At 68.4% G+C, this 18,981-nt stretch carries 16 protein-coding genes and 2 pseudogenes; 12 read left to right on the top strand and 6 right to left on the bottom strand.

All coding sequences use genetic code 11. The annotated features are described in order from the left end of the window. From nuoE to nuoN, 10 genes are read left to right on the top strand one after another with little or no spacing between them, the layout of a single operon-like run. Complete coding sequence (gene nuoE, locus FBY35_RS15075; protein ID WP_186356993.1) at positions 1 to 813, top strand: NADH-quinone oxidoreductase subunit NuoE; 813 nt, start codon at positions 1 to 3, stop codon at positions 811 to 813. Next, complete coding sequence (gene nuoF, locus FBY35_RS15070; RefSeq protein ID WP_142214284.1) at positions 813 to 2,189, top strand: NADH-quinone oxidoreductase subunit NuoF; 1,377 nt, start codon at positions 813 to 815, stop codon at positions 2,187 to 2,189. The genes nuoE and nuoF overlap by 1 nt, the downstream gene beginning before the upstream one ends. Then, the gene (locus FBY35_RS15065; RefSeq protein ID WP_142214283.1) at positions 2,186 to 4,690 is read left to right on the top strand and encodes an NADH-quinone oxidoreductase subunit G; all 2,505 of its coding nucleotides are present in this window, start codon (positions 2,186 to 2,188) and stop codon (positions 4,688 to 4,690) included. The genes nuoF and FBY35_RS15065 overlap by 4 nt, the downstream gene beginning before the upstream one ends. 32 nt (positions 4,691 to 4,722) lie before the next feature. Beyond that, a complete protein-coding gene (gene nuoH / locus FBY35_RS15060) occupies positions 4,723 to 6,057 on the top strand; it encodes an NADH-quinone oxidoreductase subunit NuoH (protein WP_260848693.1) in 1,335 nt (444 codons plus the stop codon). Beyond that, on the top strand, positions 6,050 to 6,646 hold the full coding sequence (gene nuoI, locus FBY35_RS15055) for an NADH-quinone oxidoreductase subunit NuoI (protein WP_142214281.1): 597 nt from the start codon (positions 6,050 to 6,052) through the stop codon (positions 6,644 to 6,646). The genes nuoH and nuoI overlap by 8 nt, the downstream gene beginning before the upstream one ends. Next, entirely contained in the window at positions 6,643 to 7,479 is an 837-nt protein-coding gene (locus FBY35_RS15050) for an NADH-quinone oxidoreductase subunit J (protein WP_142214280.1), read from the top strand. Before nuoI ends, FBY35_RS15050 begins: the two co-directional genes overlap by 4 nt. Next, complete coding sequence (gene nuoK / locus FBY35_RS15045) at positions 7,476 to 7,775, top strand: NADH-quinone oxidoreductase subunit NuoK (RefSeq protein ID WP_142214279.1); 300 nt, start codon at positions 7,476 to 7,478, stop codon at positions 7,773 to 7,775. The genes FBY35_RS15050 and nuoK overlap by 4 nt, the downstream gene beginning before the upstream one ends. 14 nt (positions 7,776 to 7,789) lie before the next feature. Next, complete coding sequence (gene nuoL, locus FBY35_RS15040) at positions 7,790 to 9,730, top strand: NADH-quinone oxidoreductase subunit L (protein WP_142214278.1); 1,941 nt, start codon at positions 7,790 to 7,792, stop codon at positions 9,728 to 9,730. Position 9,731: 1 nt separating this feature from the next. Next, positions 9,732 to 11,342: an NADH-quinone oxidoreductase subunit M gene (locus FBY35_RS15035; protein ID WP_142214277.1), complete on the top strand. Its 1,611-nt coding sequence runs from the start codon at positions 9,732 to 9,734 to the stop codon at positions 11,340 to 11,342. Further along, entirely contained in the window at positions 11,339 to 12,988 is a 1,650-nt protein-coding gene (gene nuoN, locus FBY35_RS15030; protein ID WP_142214276.1) for an NADH-quinone oxidoreductase subunit NuoN, read from the top strand. Before FBY35_RS15035 ends, nuoN begins: the two co-directional genes overlap by 4 nt. Positions 12,989 to 13,113: 125 nt before the next feature. On the opposite strand, the gene FBY35_RS15025 is transcribed toward nuoN, so the two are convergent. From FBY35_RS15025 to FBY35_RS15015, 3 genes are read right to left on the bottom strand one after another with little or no spacing between them, the layout of a single operon-like run. Beyond that, positions 13,114 to 13,482, bottom strand: coding sequence for a helix-turn-helix domain-containing protein (locus FBY35_RS15025; protein ID WP_142214275.1), 369 nt, complete (start codon positions 13,480 to 13,482; stop codon positions 13,114 to 13,116). Further along, on the bottom strand, positions 13,479 to 13,853 hold the full coding sequence (locus tag FBY35_RS15020; protein WP_142215085.1) for a type II toxin-antitoxin system RelE/ParE family toxin: 375 nt from the start codon (positions 13,851 to 13,853) through the stop codon (positions 13,479 to 13,481). The genes FBY35_RS15025 and FBY35_RS15020 overlap by 4 nt, the downstream gene beginning before the upstream one ends. Positions 13,854 to 13,861: 8 nt before the next feature. Continuing rightward, positions 13,862 to 14,371 (bottom strand): ATP-binding protein, encoded by a 510-nt coding sequence (locus tag FBY35_RS15015; protein ID WP_260848692.1) that lies wholly within the window; start codon positions 14,369 to 14,371, stop codon positions 13,862 to 13,864. A 173-nt stretch (positions 14,372 to 14,544) separates the two neighbouring features. On the opposite strand from FBY35_RS15015, the pseudogene FBY35_RS15010 reads away from it, so the two are divergent. Further along, positions 14,545 to 15,419, top strand: a pseudogene (locus tag FBY35_RS15010) (helix-turn-helix domain-containing protein). Then, positions 15,416 to 15,624: pseudogene (locus FBY35_RS15005) on the top strand (DUF397 domain-containing protein). The pseudogenes FBY35_RS15010 and FBY35_RS15005 overlap by 4 nt, the downstream one beginning before the upstream one ends. A 365-nt stretch (positions 15,625 to 15,989) precedes the next feature. Here the strand turns inward: FBY35_RS15005 and FBY35_RS14995 are convergent. From FBY35_RS14995 to FBY35_RS14985, 3 genes are all read right to left on the bottom strand, one after another. Next, complete coding sequence (locus FBY35_RS14995) at positions 15,990 to 16,736, bottom strand: trans-aconitate 2-methyltransferase (protein WP_186356938.1); 747 nt, start codon at positions 16,734 to 16,736, stop codon at positions 15,990 to 15,992. Then, on the bottom strand, positions 16,733 to 18,205 hold the full coding sequence (locus FBY35_RS14990; protein WP_186356937.1) for an asparagine synthase-related protein: 1,473 nt from the start codon (positions 18,203 to 18,205) through the stop codon (positions 16,733 to 16,735). The genes FBY35_RS14995 and FBY35_RS14990 overlap by 4 nt, the downstream gene beginning before the upstream one ends. Positions 18,206 to 18,678: 473 nt before the next feature. Next, the gene (locus FBY35_RS14985; protein WP_260848620.1) at positions 18,679 to 18,906 is read right to left on the bottom strand and encodes a hypothetical protein; all 228 of its coding nucleotides are present in this window, start codon (positions 18,904 to 18,906) and stop codon (positions 18,679 to 18,681) included. Positions 18,907 to 18,981 lie beyond the last annotated feature (75 nt).

Here is an 18,981-nt window from a genome sequence, read left to right as displayed (position 1 = left end):
ATGCCACAGCTCCCCGCCCCCGACTACCCGGCCGATGTGCGGACCCGGCTCGAAGCGGACGCCAAGGAGATCATCGCCCGCTACCCGGACAGCCGGTCGGCCCTGCTGCCGCTGCTGCACCTGGTGCAGGCGGAGGAGGGCCATGTGACGCGCACCGGCGTCCGGTTCTGCGCCGAGATGCTGGAGCTGACCACGGCCGAGGTCACCGCTGTCTCGACCTTCTACTCCATGTACCGCCGCAAGCCGGGCGGCGACTACCAGGTGGGCGTCTGCACCAACACCCTGTGCGCGGTGATGGGAGGGGACGCCATCTTCGAGGGACTCAAGGAGCACCTCGGCGTCGGCAACAACGAGACGACCGAGGACGGCAAGGTCACCCTCGAACACATCGAGTGCAACGCGGCCTGCGACTTCGCTCCCGTGGTGATGGTCAACTGGGAGTTCTTCGACAACCAGACCGTCGAATCCGCCAAGCGGCTGGTGGACGACCTCCGGGCCGGGGAACAGGTGACTCCCACCCGCGGAGCCCCGCTGTGCACGTACCAGGAGACCGCCCGGATCCTCGCCGGCTTCCCCGACGAGCGCCCGGGCGCGGTCGAGGCCGGCGGCGGCGCGGGCCCCGCCTCGCTGGTGGGACTGCGGCTCGCCAAGGGCGAGATGACGGCGGCCCGAGTCGTCTCGCCGCGCGGCGAGTTCCCCCAGAAGCCTCCACAGCCCGGTTCCGAGCACCTCAGCTCGCACGACGCACCGCAGCCGACATCGTCCTCCGACCCCGACCACCCGGCCGGTCCCGTCGCCGAGGAGGGGGAGTGATGACCTTGTCCACTGAATATGGAGGCACCTCACAGCCGGACGCCGGGGGAGAGGCCAGCCCCGAGAAGCTTCTCGCCCCCGTCCTGTCGGCGTTCTGGGACGAGGCCAAGTCGTGGACTCTCGACACCTACAAGCGGCACGACGGCTACGAGGGGCTCCGCAAGGCGCTCGCCATGTCGCCCGACGACCTCATCGCCTACGTCAAGGACTCCGGTCTGCGCGGCCGCGGCGGCGCGGGCTTCCCCACCGGAATGAAGTGGCAGTTCATTCCGCAGGGCGACGGCAAGCCTCACTATCTTGTTGTCAACGCCGACGAGTCGGAGCCCGGGACCTGCAAGGACATCCCGCTCCTGTTCGCCAACCCGCATTCGCTCATCGAAGGCATCGTGATCGCCTGCTATGCGATCCGTTCGTCTCACGCGTTCATCTATCTGCGCGGTGAAGTCGTCCCCGTACTGCGGCGGCTGCACGAAGCCGTACGCGAGGCGTACGAGGCGGGCTTCCTCGGCAAGAACATTCTCGGCAGCGGACTCGACCTCGAACTCACCGTGCACGCGGGCGCGGGCGCGTACATCTGCGGTGAGGAGACCGCGCTGCTGGACTCACTGGAGGGCCGTCGCGGTCAGCCCCGGCTGCGTCCCCCCTTCCCCGCGGTCGCCGGTCTGTACGCGTGCCCCACTGTGGTGAACAACGTCGAGTCCATCGCCTCGGTTCCCGCGATCCTCCAGCGGGGCAAGGACTGGTTCAAGTCGATGGGCAGCGAGAAGTCCCCGGGCTTCACGCTCTACTCGCTCAGCGGTCATGTCGCCCGCCCCGGCCAGTACGAGGCACCCCTCGGCATCACCCTGCGCCAGCTGCTCGACATGAGCGGCGGCATGCGCCCCGGCCACCGGCTCAAGTTCTGGACACCGGGCGGCTCCTCGACCCCGATGTTCACCGACGAGCACCTCGATGTCCCGCTGGACTACGAGGGTGTGGGCGCCGCCGGTTCGATGCTCGGCACCAAGGCGCTGCAGTGCTTCGACGAGACGACCTGCGTGGTGCGGGCCGTCACCCGGTGGACCGAGTTCTACGCCCACGAGTCCTGCGGCAAATGCACCCCCTGCCGCGAAGGCACCTACTGGCTGGTGCAGTTGCTGCGCGACATCGAGGCGGGTATGGGCGTCATGTCCGACCTCGACAAGCTGAACGACATCGCCGACAACATCAACGGCAAGTCGTTCTGCGCGCTCGGCGACGGCGCCGCCTCCCCGATCTTCTCCTCGCTCAAGTACTTCCGCGAGGAGTACGAGCAGCACATCAGCGGCAAGGGCTGCCCCTTCGACCCCGCCAAGTCGACCGCCTGGGCCGACAAGCACCTGGAGGTGAACGCATGACGGTCACGACAAACAGCGCTCCCTCCGGGGGCGGGGAGGCGGCTCTTCCGCCGGAAGACCTCGTCACGCTGACGATCGACGGCATCGAGATCAGCGTGCCCAAGGGCACCCTGGTCATCCGGGCCGCCGAGCTGCTCGGTATCGAGATCCCGCGGTTCTGCGACCACCCCCTCCTCGACCCGGCCGGCGCCTGCCGCCAGTGCATCGTCGAGGTCGAGGGCCAGCGCAAGCCGATGGCGTCCTGCACCATCACCTGCACCGACGGCATGGTCGTCAAGTCGCAGCTCACCTCGCCGGTCGCCGAGAAGGCCCAGCGCGGCGTGATGGAGCTGCTGCTGATCAACCACCCGCTGGACTGTCCGGTCTGCGACAAGGGCGGCGAGTGCCCCCTGCAGAACCAGGCCATGCAGGTCGGCGACCCGGACACCCGCTTCGAGGGCAAGAAGCGCACGTACGAGAAGCCTGTTCCGATCTCCACACAGGTGTTGCTCGACCGTGAGCGGTGCGTGCTCTGCGCCCGCTGCACCCGCTTCTCCAACCAGATCGCGGGCGACCCCATGATCGAGCTGCTCGAGCGGGGCGCACTGCAGCAGGTCGGCACCGGCGAGGGCGACCCCTTCGAGTCGTACTTCTCCGGGAACACCATCCAGATCTGCCCGGTGGGCGCGCTCACCTCGGCCGCGTACCGCTTCCGCTCCCGCCCCTTCGACCTGGTGTCCTCGCCCTCGGTGTGCGAGCACTGCGCGGGCGGCTGCGCGACGCGTACGGACCACCGGCGCGGCAAGGTCATGCGGCGCCTCGCCGCCGAGGACCCAGAGGTCAACGAGGAGTGGATCTGCGACAAGGGCCGCTTCGGCTTCCGTTACGCGCAGAAGCCGGACCGGCTCACGACCCCGCTCGTACGCAACGAGGCGGGCGTCCTGGAAGCGGCGAGCTGGCCCGAGGCGCTTGAGGCGGCGGCCCGGGGACTGAGCGCGGCCCGTGGCCGTGCCGGTGTCCTGGTGGGCGGCCGGCTCACCGTCGAGGACTCCTATGCGTATGCCAAGTTCGCCCGGGTCGCACTCGACACCAACGACGTCGACTTCCGCGCGCGCGTGCACAGCAGTGAGGAGGCCGACTTCCTGGCCGCCCGCGTCGCGGGGCGCGGCCGGGACCTGGACGGCGAGGGCGTCACCTACACCTCGCTGGAGAAGGCACCGGCGGTCCTGCTCGTGGGGCTGGAGTCGGAGGAGGAGGCACCCGGCGTCTTCCTGCGGCTGCGCAAGGCGAACCGCGGGCACGGCCAGCGCACCTTCGCCGTGGCCACCCACGCCACCCGGGGCCTGACGAAGGCGGGCGGCACGCTGCTGCCCGCGGCGCCCGGGACCGAGACCGAGTGGCTGGACGCGCTGGCCTCCGGCACCGGTCTGGACGGCGAGGGTGCGAAGGCGGCCGAATCGCTGCGCACCGAAGGCGCGGTGATCCTGGTCGGCGAGCGGCTGGCGGGCGTGCCCGGCGGCCTGACCGCGGCCGCACGGGCCGCGACCGCCACGGGCGCACAGCTGGTGTGGATCCCGCGCAGGGCGGGCGAACGCGGCGCGATCGAGGCGGGGGCGATCTGCTCGCTGCTGCCCGGCGGACGTCCGGCCACCGACCCGCGGGCCCGCGAGGAGACCGCGGCGGCCTGGCGGGTACGCGAACTCCCGCACCGCTACGGCCGCGACACCGGCCAGATCCTCGAGGCCGCGGCCACCGGCGAACTGGGCGCGCTGCTGGTGGCGGGCGTCGAGGTCACGGACCTTCCCGACCCCCAGCGCGCGCGTGAAGCACTCGACGCGGTCGGCTTCCTGGTCTCCCTGGAGCTGCGGCCGAGCGAGGTCACCGAGCGGGCGGACGTGGTCTTCCCGGTCGCCGCCGTCGCGGAGAAGCCCGGCACCTTCCTCAACTGGGAGGGCAGGGCGAGGCTGTTCGAGGCCGCGCTCAAGCCCGAGCACATGACCCGCCGCCTCGCGCCGACCGATGCGCGGGTGCTGCACATGCTCGCGGACGCGCTCGATGTCAGTTTCGGGCTGCCGGACCTCAAGTCCGTACGCAGGGAGCTGGACCGGCTCGGCGCCTGGGACGGCACCCGGGCCACCGGACCGCTGGAGTCCTCCCAGTCCCTGCCCCGTCCGGGCGAGGGGGAGGCGGTCCTCGCGGGCCACCGGCTGCTCCTCGACCAGGGCCTGCTCCAGCAGGGCGACGAGGCACTGGCGGGCACTCGCCATGCCGCGGTCGCCAGGCTCTCCGCGGCCACGGCGGCCGAGACGGGCGTGAAGGACGGCGACGTCCTGGCCGTCAGCGGGCCCGCCGGCGAGGTGCGGCTGCCGCTCCAGGTGAGCGAGATGCCCGACAAGGTGGTGTGGCTTCCGCTGAACTCCGTGGGCGGCGGTGTCACTTCGGACACCGGAGCCGTCCCCGGACAGCTGGTCCGCATCGGCCCGGCGCCCGCCGCCACTGACGAAGGGGAGGTGCGAGCGTGAACCCGACCGTCCTCGCCGCTGAGGATCTCTCGATGTTCGGGACCGACCCCTGGTGGCTCGTCGTCATCAAGGCCGTGTTCTGCTTCGCCTTCCTGATGATCACCGTGCTGTTCTCCATCGTGTGGGAGCGCAAGGTCGTCGCCTGGATGCAGCTGCGCATCGGCCCCAACCGGCACGGCCCCTGGGGCATGCTCCAGTCGCTCGCCGACGGCATCAAGCTGATGCTCAAGGAAGACGTGATCGTCAAGCGCGCGGACAAGGTCGTCTATGTCCTCGCGCCCATCGTCGCCGCGATCCCGGCCTTCATGGCGATCGCCGTGATCCCCTTCGGGCCGGCCGGCGACGAGGTCTCGATCTTCGGGCAGCGCACCACGATGCAGCTCACCGACCTGCCGATCGCGATGCTCTACATTCTCGCCGTCGCCTCCGTCGGCATCTACGGCATCGTGCTCGCGGGCTGGTCGTCCGGGTCGACCTATCCGCTGCTGGGCGGACTCCGCTCCTGCGCGCAGATGATCTCGTACGAGATCGCCATGGGCGCGGCCTTCGCCTCCGTCTTCCTCTACTCCGGCTCGATGTCGACCTCGGCGATCGTCGAGGCCCAGGCGGACCGCTGGTTCATCATCCTGCTGCCGGTCTCCTTCATCATCTACGTCGTCACGATGGTGGGCGAGACCAACCGCGCACCCTTCGACATGCCGGAGTCCGAGGGAGACCTCGTCGGCGGCTTCAACACCGAGTACAGCTCGATCAAGTTCGCGATGTTCATGCTGGCCGAGTACGTCAACATGGTCACCGTCTCCGCGGTCTCGGCCACTCTCTTCCTCGGCGGATGGCGGGCTCCGTATCCCGTCTCCACGTTCTGGGAGGGCGCGAACCACGGCTGGTGGCCGATGCTCTGGTTCGTCATCAAGGTCCAGCTGCTGCTCTTCTTCTTCATCTGGCTGAGGGGCACGCTGCCGCGCGTCCGCTACGACCAGTTGATGAAGCTCGGCTGGAAGGTCCTCATTCCGGTCTCCGTGGTCTGGCTGATGCTGGTCGCGACCGTACGGGCGCTGCGGAACGAGAACTACGACTTCCAGCAGATCGTGCTCTACGTCGGCGGCGCGGTCATCGCGTTGCTGCTGCTCTCCTTCGTCGCCGACATGTTCCGCGGCAAGAAGGAGAAGGAGGCCGAAGCCGCCAAGGGCGAGCCCCCGGCCTTCGACCCGATGGCGGGCGGGTTCCCCGTACCGCCGCTGCCGGGGCAGGAGTTGCCGCCGGTGCCGCGCAGGCGGCCGCGCCGTGAGCGCGAGTTGATTGTCAGTGGTGGCCCGGATACTACGAGTGACGGTTCCGGTGACGGAAAGGAGGCTGACGGTGTCTGAGGGATCCGAGGACAAGTTCCAGAATCCGGTTGCCGGCTTCGGCGTGACCTTCAAGGCCATGTTCAAGAAGCGGCTGACCGAGCAGTACCCGGAGCAGCAGAAGGTCACCGCGCCGCGCTTCCACGGCCGGCACCAGCTGAACCGTCATCCGGACGGGCTCGAGAAGTGCGTCGGCTGCGAGCTGTGCGCCTGGGCCTGCCCGGCGGACGCGATCTATGTGGAGGGCGCGGACAACACCGACGAGGAGCGCTACTCCCCGGGTGAGAGGTACGGCCGGGTCTACCAGATCAACTACGCACGCTGCATTCTGTGCGGGCTGTGCATCGAGGCCTGTCCGACGCGGGCGCTGACCATGACCAATGAGTTCGAACTGGCCGACAGCTCCCGCGAGAACCTCATCTATACGAAGGAGCAGCTCCTCGCCGGTCTCGAGGAGGGCATGGTCGACTCCCCGCACGCGATCTACCCGGGCATGGACGAGCAGGACTACTACCGGGGCCTTGTCACCGAGGCCGCTCCCGGCACGGTCCAGCAGGCCGCCCTCTCCAAGGACGAGAAGGCCCACAAGAGCGAGGAGGTGGACGTATGAACACCCTCGCGGCCACCGCCACGTCGACGGGTGAGGCCATCCAGTTCTGGCTGCTCGGCACCGTCGCCGTGCTCGGCGCGCTCGGCACGATCCTGATGAAGCGGGCCGTGCACAGCGCGCTCAGCCTCGCCGGGACCATGATCGTCCTGGCGGTCTTCTATCTCGCCAACGGGGCGTACTTCCTCGGCGTCGTCCAGATCATCGTCTACACCGGCGCGATCATGATGCTGTTCCTCTTCGTCGTCATGCTGGTCGGCGTCACCGCCGCCGACTCGCTCAAGGAGACGCTGAAGGGCCAGCGCTGGCTCGCCGCGGCCTGCGGTCTCGGCTTCGGTGTGCTGCTGATCGCCGGCATTGCCAATGCCTCGCTGAAGAACTTCAACGGAGTGGGGACGGCCAACGGCGCCTACGGCGGCAACGTCGAAGGCATTGCGGCCCTGTTGTTCACCAAGTACGTCTACGCCTTCGAAATCACCGGCGCGCTGCTGATCACCGCGGCCGTCGGCGCGATGGTGCTCACCCACCGGGAGCGCACCGAGCGGGCCAGGACCCAGCGGGAGCTGGCCGACCAGCGCGTACGGGAAGGCAAGCAACTGCCCCCGCTGCCCGCACCCGGTGTCTATGCCCGGCACAACGCCGTGGACATCCCCGGCCTGCTGCCGGACGGCACACCCTCCCAGCTCACCGTCAGCAAGACGCTGCGCGAGCGCGGCCAGATCCGGGATGTGTCGAGCGAGGCGCTGAACGACCTCAAGGCGCTGGAGCAGCGCGCGCAGGAGCGGCTCGGCCGTGACCACGATTCGCAGGAACACGAAGAGGGGGTCGCGAAGTGAATCCCGTCAACTATCTCTATCTCGCGGCGCTGTTGTTCACCATCGGCGCCGCCGGGGTGCTGATCCGGCGGAACGCGATCGTCGTCTTCATGTGCGTCGAGCTGATGCTCAACGCCTGCAACCTCGCGTTCGTCACCTTCTCCCGGATGCACGGCAATCTCGACGGCCAGATCGTCGCCTTCTTCACGATGGTCGTCGCCGCCGCGGAAGTCGTGGTCGGCCTCGCGATCATCGTGTCGGTCTTCCGCTCACGCCACTCGGCCTCGGTCGACGACGCCAGCCTGATGAAGCTGTAAGGGGTCGCTGAATCGTGGAGAACTTGATTGCGCTGCTCGTCGCGGCGCCCTTGCTCGGAGCGGCGGTCCTGCTGTGCGGCGGGCGGCGGCTCGACCGCAGCGGCCATGTGATCGGCACGCTGCTCGCGGCCTCGTCCTTCGTTATGGGCGTGGTGCTCTTCGTCAACATGCTCGGCAAGGCCGCGGACGACCGCGCGCTGAACGTCAAGCTGTACACCTGGATCCCCGTCGAGAGCTTCCAGGCGGACGTCGCCTTCCAGCTGGACCAGCTGTCGATGACGTTCGTCCTGCTGATCACCGGTGTGGGCTCACTGATCCACCTGTACTCCATCGGGTACATGGAGCACGACGAGCGGCGCCGCCGCTTCTTCGGCTATCTGAACCTCTTCCTCGCGGCGATGCTGCTGCTCGTCCTCGCCGACAACTACCTGCTCCTGTACGTCGGCTGGGAGGGCGTCGGTCTCGCCTCGTACCTCCTGATCGGCTTCTGGCAGCACAAGCCCAGCGCGGCGACGGCGGCGAAGAAGGCCTTCATCGTCAACCGTGTCGGCGACATGGGCCTGTCCATCGCGATCATGCTGATGTTCGCCACGTTCGGGACCTTCGCCTTCGGGCCGGTCCTGGCGTCGACGGGTGAGACGAGCGAGGGCAAGCTGACGGCCATCGGGCTGATGCTGCTGTTGGCCGCCTGTGGCAAGTCCGCCCAGGTACCGCTGCAGTCCTGGCTCGGGGACGCCATGGAGGGCCCGACTCCGGTCTCGGCCCTCATCCACGCGGCGACCATGGTGACGGCCGGCGTGTATCTCATCGTCCGGTCCGGGGCGATCTTCAACGCCGCGCCCGACGCCCAGTTGGTGGTCGTGGTCGTCGGCGGCGTCACGCTCCTCTTCGGTGCGATCGTCGGTTGCGCGAAGGACGACATCAAGAAGGCGCTCGCCGGTTCGACGATGTCGCAGATCGGCTACATGGTCCTGGCGGCCGGCCTCGGCCCGATCGGCTACGTCTGGGCGATCATGCACCTGGTGACGCACGGCTTCTTCAAGGCCGGGCTCTTCCTCGGCGCCGGCTCGGTCATGCACGGCATGAACGACGAGGTCGACATGCGCAAGTACGGCGGCCTGCGGAAGTACATGCCGGTCACCTTCGTCACCTTCGGCCTCGGCTACCTGGCCATCATCGGCTTCCCGGGTCTGTCCGGCTTCTTCTCCAAGGACAAGATCATCGAGGCGGCGTTCGCCAAGGGCGGCACCGAGGGCTGGATCCTCGGCGGCGTGGCTCTGCTGGGCGCGGCCATCACCGCGTTCTACATGACCCGCGTGATGCTGCTGACCTTCTTCGGCGAGAAGCGCTGGCAGCCCGCCCCCGACCCGGACAAGACGCCCGGCATCGAGCCCGGCATCGAGGTGCACCCCGGCGAGCTGCCCCACCCGCACGAGTCCCCCAAGTCGATGACGATCCCCATGATCGCCCTCGCCTTCGGGTCCGTCTTCGCCGGTGCGTTCTTCAGCATCGGCGACCGGTTCCTCGACTGGCTGGAGCCCGTCACCGGGCACGCGCACGGGGACTCACCGCTCAGCGTGGCCACCATCACCGGGGCGACCATGGTCTGCCTGGTCGTAGGCGTCGCCATCGCCTGGGTGATGTACGGACGCAGGCCGGTGCCGGTCACCGCGCCGCGCGGTTCGGTGCTCACCCGGGCCGCCCGCCGCGATCTCCTCCAGGACGACTTCAACCATGTCGTCCTGGTGCGCGGCGGCGAGCACCTCACCCGCTCCCTGGTCTACGTCGACCACACCCTGGTCGACGGCGTGGTCAACGGCACGGCTGCCTCGTTCGGCGGGCTCTCCGGCCGGCTGCGCAAGCTGCAGAACGGCTACGCCCGCACGTACGCGGTCTCGATGTTCGGCGGTACGGCGATCCTGATCGCCGCGACCCTGCTGATGAGGGGGGTCTGAGATGTCCTTTCCACTCCTGACGGCGACGGCGGCGCTTCCGGCGGTCGGCGCCATCGCCACCGCCGCCGTCCCGGCCGCGAGGCAGACCGCCGCCAAGTGGCTGGCGCTGCTCGTCTCCCTCGCCACGCTGGTGCTGGCCGCGATCGTGCTCGTACGGTTCGAGCCCGGTGGCGCCCGGTATCAACTGACCGAGTCCCACGCCTGGATCAAGGACTTCGGGGTCCGGTACGAACTGGGCGTGGACGGCATCGCGGTCGCGCTGCTGGCGCTGACCGCGCTGCTGATCCCCTTTGTGATCCTCGCGGGCTGGCACGACGCCGACCCGCTGGCTGAGTCCAATAGCGGCTCCGCCGCGGGCAAGTCCTACAGCTGGCGCCCGACTCAGGGCTTCTTCGCCATGATCCTCGCGGTCGAGGCGATGGTGATCCTCTCCTTCGAGGCCACCGACGTCTTCCTCTTCTACATCCTCTTCGAAGCCATGCTCATCCCGATGTACTTCCTCATCGGCGGCTTCGGAGACCGGGCCCACTCGGGCAGCGAGGAGAACGCCGCGGCGCAACGGTCGTACGCGGCCGTGAAGTTCCTGCTCTACAACCTGGTCGGCGGACTGATCATGCTGGCCGCGGTCATCGGGCTCTATGTCATCGCGGGGAGCTTCTCGCTCACCGAGATCGCCGAGGCCCGGACGAACGGCTCGCTGGACATGGCGACCAGCACCGAACGGCTGCTGTTCCTCGGCTTCTTCTTCGCCTTCGCGGTCAAGGCGCCACTGTGGCCGCTGCACACCTGGCTGCCCAATGCCATGGGCGAGGCGACCGCCCCCGTCGCCGTGCTGATCACCGCGGTCGTCGACAAGGTCGGCACCTTCGCGATGCTGCGCTTCTGCCTCCAGCTCTTCCCGGAGGCGTCCAAGTGGGCCACGCCCGTGATCCTCGTACTGGCGCTGATCAGCATCGTCTACGGCGCGCTGCTCGCCGTCGGCCAGCGCGACATCAAGCGACTGATCGCCTACGCCTCGATCTCGCACTTCGGCTTCATCATCCTGGGCATCTTCGCGATGACCACCCAGGGCCAGTCGGGCGCGACGCTCTACATGGTCAACCACGGAATCTCGACCGCCGCCCTGATGCTGGTGGCCGGATTCCTGATCACCCGGCGCGGCTCGCGGCTCATCGCGGACTACGGCGGAGTGCAGAAGGTCGCCCCCGTGCTCGCCGGCACCTTCCTGATCGGCGGCCTGGCCACACTCTCCCTGCCGGGCCTCGCGCCCTTCATCAGTGAGTTCCTGGTCCTGGTCGGCACGTTCACGCGCTATCCGGCGGCCGGAATCATCGCGACCTTCGGCATCGTGCTCGCCGCGCTCTACACCCTCGTCCTCTACCAGCGGACGATGACGGGCCCGGTGAAGGCCGAGGTGTCGAAGCTGCCCGACCTCAGGGCGCGTGAACTGGTGGTGGTCGCACCGCTGATCGCGCTGCTGCTCTTCCTCGGCGTCTTCCCGAAGCCGCTGACGGAGATCATCAACCCGGCGGTGGAGCAAACGATGTCCGACGTACACCAGAAGGACCCCCAGCCCACGGTGCCTATTCAAAACGCGGAGGCGGCCAAGTGAGCGCTATGGCTGTCCACAGCCTGTGGACGACGGCCGCCGAGCCGATCGACAAGATTCCTTCCCCGACCATCGAGTACGCCCAGCTGGCACCCGCGCTGATCGTGGTGGGCGCCGCCGTCGTGGGTGTGCTGGTCGAGGCATTCGTCCCGCGCAGGGCGCGCTACTACACCCAGGTGTTCCTGACCGTCGTCGCGCTCACGGCCTCCTTCGCGGCGGTCGTGGCACTCGCGGCCGGCGGATACGGCACCACCAAGGCGCATGTCGCGGCAATGGGCGCCATCGCGGTCGACGGCCCGGCACTCTTCCTTCAGGGCACGATCCTGCTGGCCTCGCTGGTCGCCGTCTTCACCTTCGCCGAACGCCGGCTCGACCCCGCGGCGCACGGCAACCGCATCGACTCGTTCGCCGCGCAGGCCGCGTCCGTGCCCGGCAGCGACAGCGAAAAGGCCGCGGTCAAGGCCGGGTTCACCACCACCGAGGTCTTCCCGCTGGTGCTCTTCGCGATCACCGGCATGCTGCTCTTCCCGGCCGCCAACGATCTGCTGATGCTGTTCATCGCGCTGGAAGTCTTCTCGCTCCCGCTCTACCTCCTGTGCGCCGTCGCCCGCCGCAAGCGGCTGATGTCCCAGGAGGCGGCGGTGAAGTACTTCCTGCTCGGTGCCTTCTCCTCCGCCTTCCTGCTCTTCGGCATCGCGCTGCTGTACGGCTACGCGGGCTCGCTCTCGTACGCCAGGATCGCGGACGTCGTCGACGGCAGCGTCCGCACGATCGACCCGGCGCTCGCCGACACCATGGGCAACGACGCGCTGCTGCTGATCGGTGGCGCGATGATCCTGATGGGCCTCCTCTTCAAGGTCGGTGCGGTGCCGTTCCACATGTGGACACCGGACGTCTACCAGGGCGCGCCGACCCCGGTCACGGGCTTCATGGCGGCCGCGACGAAGGTGGCCGCGTTCGGCGCGCTGCTGCGCCTGCTGTACGTGGTCCTGCCCGGCCTGCGCTGGGACTGGCGGCCGGTCATGTGGGCCGTCGCGATCGTCACGATGCTCGGCGGCGCGATCGTCGCGATCACGCAGACCGACATCAAGCGGCTGCTGGCGTACTCCTCGATCGCGCACGCGGGCTTCATCCTGGCCGGTGTCATCGCGTCCACGCCCGACGGCATCTCGTCGGTCCTGTTCTACCTGGCGGCCTATTCCTTCGTGACGATCGGCGCGTTCGCGGTCGTCACCCTGGTACGGGACGCGGGCGGCGAGGCGACGCACCTGTCCAAGTGGGCGGGCCTGGGCCGCCGTTCACCCCTGGTCGCGGCGGTCTTCGCGGTCTTCCTGCTGGCCTTCGCGGGTATCCCGCTGACCTCGGGCTTCACCGGAAAGTTCGCGGTCTTCTCGGCGGCGGCACATGGCGGCGCGGGCGCGCTGGTCGTGATCGGTGTGATCTCCTCGGCGATCGCGGCGTTCTTCTACATCCGGGTGATCGTCCTGATGTTCTTCAGCGAGCCGAAGGAGGGCGGCCCGACGGTCGCCGTGCCGTCGCCGCTGACGATGACGACGATCGGGGTGGGCGTGGCGGTGACGCTGGTGCTGGGTGTGGCGCCGCAGTACTTCCTGGACCTGGCGAGCCAGGCGGGAGTGTTCGTTCGGTAGCCCGGCTTCCAGGCGGCTATTGAGCGCTCGCCGTGGTGTCTTTGACGACGCCGCGGCGAGCGCTTTTTTCGTGCGGCTCCTGCCGTGAGGAGCGCGCCGGGTGCGGCGGTTGCGGCGCAGCCCCGTCAGGCCGCCGATGTACCCCCATCCGGCGATGCTTCATCAGGCTGCCGGCTTTTGTGCGCGGTGAAGGCAAACGCCGAGGTGTCGCCGTCCAGGTCAATCGTCAGCGACGCGTCCAGGGCCTTGGCCAGGCGAGTCAGCAGCGGCAGGGTCGGTACGGAGTCGCCGCCCTCGATGTTGGAGATCTGCGGCTGTGTCATCTCGGCACGCCGGGCCAGTTCGGTCTGTGACAGGCCGAGTTCAGTTCTCCGGTCGTAGACGGCCTGGCCGAGTGCGAACGCATATCCGGCCTCGACGTAGGCCGGTGACTCCTCGACCGACTCACCCATGAGCTTCCTGCTCCGGCGGGTCGTCCACTGGGAGTGGTTCATGGGCTCTCCTCCTTGATCCGGTCGTAGCTGTGCTCGGCGGGGCCGTGGTCCGCTTGACACACCTTCTGGGCCTGCTGGGCGCGCTCGACCTCAGCGGCCTCGCGCTGTCTGGTCTTGCGGAACACTGTCAGTAACACGATGCGCTGACCGGGGGCGAGCCAGTACGTGATGCGCACAGCATTGCCGTCCATGGTGAACCGGAGTTCGCGTACTTTGCCACCAAGGTGACGAGAGTACGGCTCACTCAGAGTGGTTGGCCCTGCTGCGAGCATGTCAGCCGCCCGTTCGGCTTTGTCGTACTGGCTGTCTGACAGCAGTTCCAGCCACTGCCGGACCTCCGGCTCGACCTCAATCTGCCAGGGTTTGCTCACGCACACGACTATACAGAAATCGATATAGTCCTGCACGATCTTGAGCGTGCCATCCGAGCACATGCCGACTCCTCGGGCAGGCAGGCCCTCGATCGGGATCGCTCGTCCCGGCCGAGGGCCGACGTGCCGCACCGCGTTCCGATGGCGCCCGGGCAGGGCGCAAAATCAATCTCGGCCCATGTGGTCTTGCGGGGCGCCGGGCCGGGAATGACGCCCCAGCGGTCGGCGAAGGCGTCGACGAGGATGAGGCCGCGCCCGGACTCGTCGTCTCCGGGCCGCTGGGCGACGGGGAGACGGTCACCGCGAGTGTCGGTCACCTCGATACGGAGAGTGTCGTCGGTGACGGCGAGTGCGAGGCGGAAGTCGCGTCCTGGCACGCGGCCGTGCAGCGCGGCATTCGAAGCCAGCTCTGCGACCACCTGAGCCGCTGTCTCGAACGGGAGCCCCCAGGAGCGGAGTTGCTCGGTCGCGAGCAGACGGGCGAGACGGGCACCTCTGCGGGTGGCGGAGAGCTGCACGCTGAACTGGCGGACGGTGGCGCTGGCTTGGGTGATTTCTGGATTCACATAACTCAGCGTGGCCGGGCGTGCGTAGCCTGAACAGTGATGAAGCCGATGCGTACGGTGACTGTCTGGCGGCTGTCCAGGCCTGTACAGGCTGTCCACCGTGACACTTCCGGAGGTGGGCTCGGATGAGCGTGGACGGGGAACGTGCGGAGCACGCGGCGGAAGGGGCGGACGAGCCCGGCTGGGACGTCGATCCTGAGAACGACTCGGCGGCGGTGGTAGCGGCACTCGGCCACCAGCTCAAACTCTGGCGCGAGGCGGCGGGGCTGCGGCCGGCCGAGTTTGGGGCGGCGATCGGGTACGGCGAGAACTTGATCTACAAGGTGGAGGGCGGAAAACGCATCCCCAGGCCTGAGTTCCTGGACAAGGTGGACGAAGTGCTGGGCGCGGGCGGCAAGATCGCCGCGATGAAGAAGGACATCGCGGAGGCGCGGTACCCGAAGAAGGTCCGGGACCTGGCGAAGCTGGAGGCGCAGGCGGTCGAGGTCGGGGCGTACGGCAACCACAACCTGCACGGGCTGTTGCAGACCGAGGAGTACGCGCGAGCACTGATCGAGACCTGGCGGCCCGCGTACTCGGAGGACGAGGTGGAGCGCATGGTCGCCGCGCGCATGGCCCGGCGGCCGATCTTTGACCGGTCCCCGGCCCCCGCGCTCACATTCGTCCAAGAAGAGGTGACCCTCGCCGTCCCATCGGAGGCAGAATGGTCCTGCGCAAGCAGCTTGAACGCCTGTTGGAGGTAGGACAGTTGCGGAACGTCGAAATCCAGGTGATGCCGACCGACCGTGACGACCACGCCGGAATGGGCGGTCGGATCCAGGTGCTGAAGTTCAAGGACGGCTCGGCGGTGGGCCACGACGAAGGCCAGCTCACCAGCCGTCCGATCACCGACCCGAGGGAGCTCCGGATCCTTGAGCTGCGCTATGGGATCATCCGGGCCCAGGCTCTCACCCCGAGGGAGTCACTGGCCTTCATCGAGAAAGCGCTGGGAGACACATGACCGACAAGCCCTTCGCTGCGGACGGCACCGGGCTGGACTGGTTCAAGAGCAGCTACAGCGACAGCAGTAACGGCAACGATTGCGTCGAGGTCGCAGCCACCCCCGGCACGGTCCACGTTCGCGACTCCAAGAACACCCAGGGCCCCCAACTCGCCTTCACCGAACCCAGTGGGCGACCTTCGTGACATCCACGTCCAAGCCCTGACGCCCCCACCACCCACGCCCCGTCAGACGGACGGCTCGGCGGGGGGCGTCAAACGTTCCCGGATCGCGCCGTGATGATGGCTGAGGCATGCCTTCTCGGTTGGCGCGTTGAATGCGGCACCCGCATCCGCCGCCGACAGGTGGCGTCTTAGCAGTGGAACCTCGACCACATCGGCGCGGCGGCTGGCGTCTACGCCAACGCCCGACTTCGCCTCCAGCGCCAGGTCGTCGGCACCCTGAACGACGCTCTCAGCGGCGAGGCCGACGACCGTGACGACCTACCCGCCGCAGCTCCGTGGTTGTTGCCGTCGCTACTGCCGTCAGGGGCCGGGCGGCTGGTGCTGGTGCCGTTGCTCGTCCCGCTGGTCACCGCGGAGTTTGTCGGGCCACCGTGTATGCGGTGGGGCCGGTAAGCCCTGTCCCTGTGCCGTCGAGCATGTCCAGGACCTCGAAGCCGGCGCCCTCCGCGTAGCGTTCCAGCTCGCGGGGGAACAGGACGCGCCGGCGGATCTCGTCTCGGGCCTCGTCGCCCGAGGGGAGACTCCAGTGCCGGTGCATGGTGTTGATCTGGGTCCGCAGGTCCCACGTGTGGCGGATGGTGACCGTCGCGGGTCCCGTCGGGGTGTCCACCGTGGCTGTGGTCGGCACGGTCCGGGTGATCGGGGCAACGGGGGAACACAGCACGAGCAGCGCGCCCGGCCGGGCGTGGGCGGCGAAGGTGGCGAAGACCTGGCCGATCGCCTCGTTGTCGTGCACGTAGGCGAGGCTGTTGCCCATGCAGGTCACCACGTCCATGCGGCTGCCGAGTCGTGCGGTGCGCATGTCGCCGGTGCGGATGTCCAACTCGGGCCGGGCTTGGTGGGCGTAGTCGACCATGCCGGGCTGAAGGTCCACGCCGATGCACTCGAAGCGCTTGGCGAGGATCTCCAGGTCACGGCCGGTACCGCATCCGAAGTCGACCAGGGTCCGGGCGTCCGGCCTGTGCAGTTCGATCAGGGTCTGGCACATTCCGGCGCTCGTGCTGTCGGACTGGACCACGTCGTAGAGTGCCGGATCGCGGTACAGGAGGTTGGTGGCTTCCACGTGCTCGGCTTCCGTGTCGGGGCTGGTCACATGAGGCTTCGCAGTCCGACTTCCAGGGCGAGCACATCGCACAGCAGGTCGGGGACGCCCGGCGCAGCGTCGGCGTCCCTCCGCGCCTTGGCGAGAGCCTTCCCATCAACGTAGCCGAGGTCCACCAGGATGGACTCTTTCAGCATGTCGTCCAGTACGGGCAGACCGTAGGACCGCAGGCCCTTCTCCAGGACGGCCAGGAAGTTCTCCGGTTCGGCCGGCGCGGCTACCCACTCGGGTACCCCGGCCCGTCTGATCCGTTCGCGGAACAGCGCTTTGCCGCGCTTGTGTTCGTGCGGTAGCTGCTCCATGAACCGCACGATCCGCGGGTGCGCGAGCGGGCTCACCGGCCAGATTCCGGCCCGGAGGAATCCGGGGTTGTGCATCCCGAACGCCATCAGGGTCGGTACGGGCAGTACCGGGATGGGCGCCAGATGCTCGTTCACCTCGGCGAGTGCTCGGGCTGCCTTGACTCCTAGCCACGGTACGGGTTCGGGTGTCGGCAGTTCGGCCTGTGTCCTTGAGTGGTGGGCGTTGATCTCGTCGCCGCCGCTGCCGGTGAACATGATCTCGCACCGCCGGGCGGCTGCCTGCTCGCGTACTACGTCGAACGCCTCCTGGTAGAAGGCTCCCGCCGGGTCGTGCGGCTTGCGCAGAGCGCGTACGCCTCCAGCGCAGAAGGGTGGGTGCTGCATGGCGGGGGTGGCCGTGTCTCGGAAGCCGCAGTGCTCCACAAGGGTCCGGCGCCGCTCGCTCTGTTGCCTGCCGGTGCTTCCTCCCACCAGCAGGCCGAAGCTGTACACCTCGAGGAAGCGGGCCGCCTTGATGGCCAGGGCGACGTTCCCGGAGTCCGCGCCGCCGGACAGTTCGACGCCCACGCATCCGGTTGCCGTCGGCGCCTGGCGTATTACGTCGGTCAGCAACTCGTCCAGAGCGGCGAGTGGATCAACGCCAGCACGCAGCCGGCGTGGCTCAAGTACGTGTTCGGCGGGGTCGGGGTAGTGGATGCTGAGTCCCGAGGGGGTAAACGTGGCCGCTGCCCGTTCGGTGAGGCGGTAGACGCCTTCGAAGAGCGTCTCGGACGTGTAGCGGTGCTGCCTCGTCAGCGTTCGAGCGACAACGCGCGGCACCAGGCGATCGGCCTGTATATACGGTCGCAGTAGTGTCAGGTCCCACGAGGCGTGCAGCTCCTCGGCCTTCCCTGTCAGATAGAGCGGGGCTGTGCCGAAGACGCCCGCCGCCAGGCGGGCTTGTCCGGGCTCCATGGTGAGTTCGACGAAGTCGGCCTCGTCCCGCTTGCACTCCTTCACCCGGACCCGTACGCGCGGCGCTTGGTCGTCGGCGACCTCCATGACCAGAGTGGACACGTTTACGGGCTCGATCCAGCTCTCGCCGTTGATCCAACGGCCGCCCTGCGATCTCCACTTGGGCTCCTGGAGATCAGCCAGGCGCAGACGCATCGACAGCATGTCGTCCCTTTCCGATGTCGTGCGGCGGGGCGGGGCCGCGAACGGCCCCGCCCCGCCCGGCGTCAGCCCTGGATCACTTGCTGCAGTGGTCGCCGTTGTTGTCGCCACCGCCCGGCATCTTGTCGAGCAGCGCGGCCTCGACGGCCGGGACGCCAGTGATCAGGTCGCCGGTGAACAGCTCGTCCACGTTCATCGTTTTCTCCCTTACGGTTTTCAGTGGACTCCGCGGCGACTGCTGCGGAGTTGGACCCGTCCGGCTGCCGGACCCTTGCGAAGAAGGCAGCCGGACGGGGTGCCCACCGCTTCCGGCGGCGGGCCCTCCCTCATCACAGGTGGGGAGCCTGGATGCGTGACGGGGAGGAGTCAGGCGGGTGTGGATGCGGCGGCGACGCCCAGGACGAAGCCGACCGATCCCGAGATGGTGGTGATCAGGAGTGGTCCGGCGTAGCGGTCGACGGCTGCGGCTAACCGGTTCACAGCCGCTCTCCGCGGCTGCGCTGGTTGGCCTCGCGTACTGCGACGCTCAGCTTCTCCGCGCCGTACTCGGGCGTGGCACTGCGGTGCTGCGGGCAGCGGCACGGCGAGAACCGGTTCGAACCCGGCGGCAGGTCCGCGCCCTCGTAGGTGTCGATCCTCAACACCCCGTCCATGCCCTGCTCCTCGGTCATCTGGGCCAGACGGGTCCGTGCTTCGCTTCTCATCCCTCAGCCCTTCAGACGACGGCTGCGGCGAGGCCTCGCCGTTCCCTGCTGCCTCTACGCAACTGCACGACCACG

It is taken from the genome of Streptomyces sp. SLBN-118 (assembly GCF_006715635.1).
Lineage (GTDB): Bacteria > Actinomycetota > Actinomycetes > Streptomycetales > Streptomycetaceae > Streptomyces.
The sequence above is the reverse complement of the archived record's forward strand: the minus strand, read 5'-3'. Positions and strand labels throughout refer to the sequence as shown.